The sequence below is a fragment of the Clostridium sp. CAG:43 genome (genome assembly GCF_000434655.1).
Lineage (GTDB): Bacteria > Bacillota > Clostridia > Lachnospirales > Lachnospiraceae > Otoolea > Otoolea fessa.
The window spans coordinates 1-6,560 of record NZ_FR895080.1; the positions used below are offsets into that span (position 1 = coordinate 1).

8 protein-coding genes are annotated in these 6,560 nt (G+C 49.3%); 5 read left to right on the top strand and 3 right to left on the bottom strand.

Features of this window, described 5'->3' with window-relative positions:
- The first annotated feature begins 136 nt into the window (after positions 1-136).
- Positions 137-1,750, top strand: a complete 1,614-nt coding sequence (locus QVO97_RS06415) for a cobyric acid synthase (protein WP_022359549.1) — start codon at positions 137-139, stop codon at positions 1,748-1,750.
- Between the two features lie 16 nt (positions 1,751-1,766).
- Positions 1,767-2,402: a precorrin-8X methylmutase gene (locus QVO97_RS06420; protein WP_107000405.1), complete on the top strand. Its 636-nt coding sequence runs from the start codon at positions 1,767-1,769 to the stop codon at positions 2,400-2,402.
- Positions 2,403-2,484: 82 nt separating this feature from the next.
- On the opposite strand, the gene QVO97_RS06425 is transcribed toward QVO97_RS06420, so the two are convergent.
- Positions 2,485-2,736 (bottom strand): hypothetical protein, encoded by a 252-nt coding sequence (locus QVO97_RS06425; RefSeq protein ID WP_022359551.1) that lies wholly within the window; start codon positions 2,734-2,736, stop codon positions 2,485-2,487.
- Between the two features lie 207 nt (positions 2,737-2,943).
- On the opposite strand from QVO97_RS06425, the gene QVO97_RS06430 reads away from it, so the two are divergent.
- Entirely contained in the window at positions 2,944-4,110 is a 1,167-nt protein-coding gene (locus QVO97_RS06430) for an alanyl-tRNA editing protein (RefSeq protein ID WP_022359552.1), read from the top strand.
- Between the two features lie 201 nt (positions 4,111-4,311).
- Here QVO97_RS06430 and QVO97_RS06435 read toward each other — a convergent pair whose 3' ends face one another.
- Together QVO97_RS06435 and QVO97_RS06440 are read right to left on the bottom strand one after the other, a co-directional pair.
- Entirely contained in the window at positions 4,312-4,548 is a 237-nt protein-coding gene (locus tag QVO97_RS06435) for a hypothetical protein (protein ID WP_022359553.1), read from the bottom strand.
- 184 nt (positions 4,549-4,732) lie between these two features.
- Entirely contained in the window at positions 4,733-4,990 is a 258-nt protein-coding gene (locus tag QVO97_RS06440) for a hypothetical protein (RefSeq protein ID WP_022359554.1), read from the bottom strand.
- Positions 4,991-5,473: 483 nt separating this feature from the next.
- On the opposite strand from QVO97_RS06440, the gene QVO97_RS06445 reads away from it, so the two are divergent.
- Together QVO97_RS06445 and hemC are read left to right on the top strand one after the other, a co-directional pair.
- Positions 5,474-5,956, top strand: a complete 483-nt coding sequence (locus tag QVO97_RS06445) for a precorrin-2 dehydrogenase/sirohydrochlorin ferrochelatase family protein (protein WP_022359555.1) — start codon at positions 5,474-5,476, stop codon at positions 5,954-5,956.
- A gap of 25 nt (positions 5,957-5,981) precedes the next feature.
- The coding region (gene hemC / locus QVO97_RS06450; RefSeq protein WP_369678389.1) for a hydroxymethylbilane synthase at positions 5,982-6,560 on the top strand (579 nt) is incomplete at its 3' end.

The window sequence follows — 6,560 nt, forward strand, 5'->3', positions numbered from 1 at the left end:
GTACTGAACAGTTACACGAACCCATAAAATAGCCTCTGTCATTTGAAAGGACAAATGGCAGAAAAATAGCTTCGAATTAAATAGCTTTGAGCAACCATTATTTGGTAAGACACTCAAAAATAAGGAGGATTTCACCGTGGCAAAAGCAATCATGATACAGGGAACGATGTCCAATGCGGGAAAAAGCCTGCTGGCGGCGGGACTCTGCCGGATTTTCAAGCAGGACGGCTACCGCGTGGCGCCGTTTAAATCGCAGAATATGGCGCTGAACTCCTATATTACCAGCGAGGGATTAGAAATGGGACGCGCACAGGTAGTGCAGGCGCAGGCGGCGGGCTGTGAGCCATCGGTGGACATGAATCCGATTCTCTTAAAGCCATCCAGCGATGTCGGTTCTCAGGTGATCGTGCGCGGTGTCCCGATCGGCACAATGCCCGCGAAGGAATATTTCAAGTATAAAAAGCAGCTAATCCCGGAAATCAAGAAAGCGTTTCAGCACTTGTCCGAACAGTACGATATCATCGTGATCGAGGGCGCCGGCAGCCCGGCGGAGATCAACTTAAAATCGGATGATATCGTGAACATGGGAATGGCGCGCATGGCAGGTGCGCCGGTGCTGCTTGCCGGGGACATCGACCGGGGCGGCGTGTTTGCACAGCTTTATGGAACGGTAGCGCTTCTGGAACCGGATGAACAGGCGATGGTAAAGGGGCTTATCATCAACAAATTCCGTGGCGATAAGACGATCCTGGATCCAGGTGTTGAGATGATTGAGAAATTATGCAAGATTCCGGTGGTCGGCGTCGTTCCGTACATGGATGTGGATATCGAGGACGAGGATAGCTTAAGCAGCCGCCTTTCATCCACAGGGCGGAATAATACCCTTAAACAGGAAAACGAGTCATCTGAAAAACATGTAGAGGCATGGATCGACATTGCAGCCATCCGCTTTCCGCGTTTATCCAATTTCACTGACCTGAACGTTTTTGACCCGATCCCCGGCGTTTCGGTGCGTTATGTGAGCCGTCTGTCTGAGCTGGGACGACCGGATCTGATTGTTCTTCCGGGAACGAAGAATACGATCGAGGATCTGCTCTGGATGCGGCAGAATGGTCTGGAAGCGGCAGTTTTAAAGAAAGCAGCCGGAGGAACGCCGATCTGGGGCATCTGCGGCGGCTATCAGATGATGGGACAGACGCTGTCAGATCAGGAAGGAACCGAGGCGGGTGTGCCTGGGCGTACGATCTCCGGTATGGGACTTCTGCCGTTACAGACACAGTTTCAGGAAGAAAAGACCAGGACGCAGGTCAAGGGATGTTTCGGGACGGTCAGCGGTATCTTTTCCGGGCTTTCGGGGATGGAGGCGGAAGGATATGAAATACATATGGGAGAGACATCATCTGTCGGCGGTGATATTGTTAAGAATGTGATCAAGGAGCAGGAAAAAGCCGTAAATTATAGTTTATTGAAACTCAGGGAAGAACAGGCGGGAAACCACACTGAAAAACAGGATGGCTGCTGCCGGGACAACCTCTACGGCACTTACGTTCACGGCATTTTTGACAAGGCAGAGGTGGCGGAGACGATTATCCGTGCGCTGATGAAAGAAAAAGGAATGGAGCCGGAAGTCGGTGGATTGTCGTTTGATTATGAGAAATACCGGGAAGAGCAGTACAACCGGCTGGCAGACACGATGCGGAAGTACTTGGATATGGAAGCAATTTACCGGATTCTGGAAAAGGGAGTGTAGATAGATGGATGAAAAAATGAAAGAACTCAGTCAGGTATTGCCGTCGGAGATCGAGGCGAGAAGTTTTGAGATTATCACCGAGGAGCTGGGGGAACGGACATTTCCGGAGAAAGAAGCACCAATTGTGAAACGCGTGATTCACACGACAGCCGACTTTGAGTACGCAGATTCGCTTGTATTTTCACCGGGCGCAGTCGATAAGGCGTTAGAAGCCCTGAAAAATGGGGCGTGCATCGTGACTGATACGAATATGGGAAAATCCGGCATCAACAAGCGCGCGCTTGCGTCGCTGGGCGGTGAGGTCTACTGTTTTATGGCGGACGAGGATGTCGCGAAGAAAGCGGCAGCGTCCGGGACCACCCGTGCGGTTGCCAGCATGGACAAGGCGGCAGAAATGGGAAAAGACTGTATTTTTGCAGTTGGGAATGCACCGACCGCGCTGGTGCGTCTGTACGAGTTGATTCAGGAGGGAAAAATCCACCCGAAGCTCATCATCGGCGTGCCGGTCGGCTTTGTCAATGTCGTGCCGTCCAAGGAATTGATTATATCCCTGCCGGACACTCCTTATATTGTGGCAAGAGGCAGAAAGGGCGGCAGCAATGTAGCCGCCGCGATCTGCAATGCATTGATTTATCAGTTGACGCGCAAATAAGATGTGATGGTGTTAAATCTGCGGTATTAAAATGTACATGGATGCATTCTCAAAAGATATGCTGGATATGGGCGGATGTTTATCAGCAGCCAAAGCCACCGCCGCCACAGCAGCAGCACAGAAGCAGGATCCAGATCAGGCAGTCGCAGTTGTTGCCGCCGCATCCGTGATCAAAGCATCCGCCGCCACATCCGCCGCAGCACAGCAGAATCAGAATCAGGAAGAGACAGTTGTTGTTGCCGAAACCGCCGCATCCACAGCCACAATTACAGCCGCAGCTTCCTCCGTTGTTATCACATCCGCAACCGCAGTTGGTAGCCGCTAAATCACTCATGGTTATGTCCTCCGAGATTTTCTATACACTTCATCATATGAGGGGCAGCTTGCCATAGTTTCCATAAATCAGGAAAATTAGGACGGAAATATTTTACTATAAATTTTTTGTTGAAATAATCGAGATAACCGGGCGGATCGACATGGATGTTTATCCATAACGATTTGTCACAGAACATTGTACAACGAAATGAAAAGAGGAATGAAAATGGAACCGTTATATTATCAGACACCGTATGTAAAAGAATTTGATGCCATCGTCACCGCCTGCCGTCCGGCAAAGCACGGATTTGAGGTGGAACTTTCCCAGACCGGATTTTACCCGGAGGGCGGCGGACAGCCGTCGGACACCGGACGGATCGGGGAAGTGCACGTGACACATGTGGAGGAGAAACATGGCGTGGTTGTTCATGAGACGGACGCGCCGCTGGAGGTGGGAAGCACCGTTCACGCGGCCATCGACTGGGAACAGCGTTTTTCCAACATGCAGCAACATACGGGAGAACATATCATATCGGGGCTGATTCATGCCGCATACGGATATGATAATGTCGGATTTCATATGGGACACGATGAAGTGACGGTCGATCTGAATGGTCCGCTTAACTGGGAACAGTTAAAGGAAATCGAGAAGAAGGCAAATGCGGTTGTCTGGGCGAATCTTCCGGTACAGGTGACATATCCGGGTGAGGAGGAATTGAAAACGATCGATTACCGCAGCAAGAAAGAGCTGACCGGTCAGGTCCGCATCGTAGAGATTCCGGGGGCGGATATCTGTGCCTGCTGCGGCACACACGTGGATTACACGGGAGAGATCGGTGTGATCAAGGTGCTTTCCCTGATGAATTACAAGGGCGGCGTGCGTTTCTCCATGCTCTGTGGTGACCGTGCGCTGGAGAATTTTGAGGCGAAGACGGAGCAGATGCAGACGATCTCTAACCTGCTTTCTGCAAAACCGGAGAAGGCGGCGGAGGCGGTCAGCCATCTGAAAGAGGAGAGCGGGCGCAAGGACGGTGAGATCAACCGCCTCTGGCAGCGCATTCTCACCATGCAGGCAGACGTCTATCCGCAGGGTCAGAAAGCGCTGGCTGTATTTGAGCAGGGCATGACGCCAGTTCTGGTGCGTCAGTTTGCAAATCTGCTATTGGAACAGGAAAAAGGAGAGACCGTGCTGGTGTGCTCTGGCGATGACGCGTCAGGTTATAACTACACAGCTGGAAGCCTCGGCCGTGATATGCGTGCATTCGGAAAAGAATTAAACGCCCGTCTGCAGGGACGCGGCGGCGGGAGCACCCAGATGGTGCAGGGAACATTCCGGGCGTCGCGGGAAAAAATTGAAAAAGTCTTTCAAGAGCTGGCGCGGATAGAAGCGTAGCTGTTTAGAAGGTTTGCGTGTTTACTGCGTGAAGTATGAGAAACGGTTTGACTTAGATTCATAAAACGGAAAAAAGCTTTCTGTGCAGCAGAGCCAATCTGCCATGCAGCCAGAAAGCTTTTTTATACAGTTTCTATCGCATCATTCAAACATTTTTTATACAACGGCAAGGTACATACCGTGTACACCTCAGAAGAGAGCTTACTCCCCCTGATACATAAATTTAATCAGTCGGTCTAAGTCCTCTTTCTCATAAGCGACCAGCTCCAGCTCTTTGATATAGCCATTGGAAAAAATATTTGCCATCGACAGATACTGGGACAGCTTGGATTTCAGGTTGATGCGGTCGCCCTCCGGGGAAACCAGCTCGACGGTTCCTTTGCAGGAATCAATTACTTTAAAAAATGTGTTTACATCGGAAATGTTCTGGATTTTCATATTTAGCCCTCCTTCATGGATTGGCACACAACCCTGTGTGCAGTTTATATTTCGTCAATCTTTTAACAATGATAATTATAACAGACCTCTATAAAGGGCGCAATGCTCACATTTTCCAAAAAAATCCTTAAAAAAATATCCCCGTATGTCAAAAATACAGGGATGTCCAAGAAAAGATTGTCTATTAATTGTCAAAATCAATATGAAACGTGTCGTTATTTGCGGTAATATGAACATAGGAGAGATTGAAGGACTCATCCAGAATGTCTACCTTGTATTCAAATACGACGCCATTGTCTTTTTTGGAGAGAAACAGATAGGTTCCATTTTCTTTTTCCTCCATCTGATCGCAGATGTCGTTGTAGATATCCTCGCCGTTTACCTCGCCCGGATAGCCGGAAGCTTTGATCTTGTCTTCGATTGCTTTGTAGAATTCTTCCATCGTTGTAACTCCTTTATTGGTATTAGTCAATCTTTTTATACTCATTGTATTGAATTTAAATGTGTTATAAGTATACAAAATCTGCACCGTTCTGGCAAGATAAAACAAGGATTACTTTTTACATATACGGGTATCAATAAAAGAGGGTTACTGTACACGCATACGTAAAAAGTAACGGAATTTGCCGTGGCTTCGCATTTCAATACGGCAAATTCCTGCTGCCACCACGTTTTCTTACGGCACTTTCGGTTCCCAAAGTGCCTACCCGTGAACAGAAACAAAAGAGGTTCTAAAATGAAAAATAGATCTGCCTCACGCTTGATTTATAAAATGCGACACTTTATAATAATACAGAAATGCAGTCTGGAAGAGATGAAATCAATTCCGGCGGTATAGAAACAAACGAAGTAACTGTTCAATAGGTCTGCGCGTGACTGTGAAGGCACTGAACAGTTACCAAACGAAAATAGTGGGAGAAGAGAAATGTCCTATTTTCCGATTTTTATAGATATGACAGATCGGCAGGTGCTGGTTGTGGGAGCTGGAGGTGTGGCATCGAGGCGGGTCGGCGTGCTGGAAAAATTTGGCGCAGCGATCACGGTGATTGCACCGAACACTTCGGAAGAGATACGGAAGCTGGCGGATTCACGGAAAATCCGTCTGATTGAACAAACCTATGAGGAAGTTCGAGATACGATCTGGCAGGAAAAAAACTTTTTTATGGTGCTGGCAGCGACCGGGCAGACGGGGACGGACGCACGGATCAAGGAGGATGCGTCGAGCCATTCCGTCTGGTTTAATATGGCTTCCGATAAAAGTCAGTCAGAGTTTTATTTCCCGGCGATCGCCCAGGGCAGAGAATTGACAGCCGGATTGATTTCTGGCGGAGCGGATCCGGGATTGACGCATCGTGTGGCAAAAGAAGTACGCCGCGTGCTGGCGGAGGCAGAGGTAGAAGATACTTAATATATTTTATAGAGGAGATTAAAAATTGACAGATAAAAATAGGATCCGCGTAGGCAGCCGCGACAGTGCGCTGGCAGTTGTTCAGTCAAAGATGGCGATCGCAGCGATGCAGAATGTCTGCCCGGAGACAAGATTTGAATTGATCACGATGAAAACGACGGGAGACAAGGTGCTTGATCGTCCGCTCGATGCGGTTGGCGGCAGGGGATTGTTTGTAAAAGAGCTGGATCAGGCGCTTTATGAAGGGCGGTGCGAGCTGACAGTTCATTCCTTAAAAGATATGCCGCTCTGTCCGCCGGAGGAGCTGCCGGTGCTGGCGCTTTTAGAGCGCGAAGATTGCCGCGATGTGCTGGTCCTGCGTGAAGGCTTATCCGAGCTTCCGGCACACCCGGTAATCGGAACTTCCAGCCGCCGCCGCGTCCTACAGGGGCAGAGATTATTCCCGGATGCAGAATTTAAGGGGATCCGCGGCAACCTGAACACGCGTTTGCGAAAGCTCGATTCTGGCGAATATGATGCGCTGATTCTGGCAGCGGCGGGGCTGATTCGTCTGGGATTTGCAGATCGCATCAGCCGTTATTTTTCTGTGGAGGAAATGATCCCG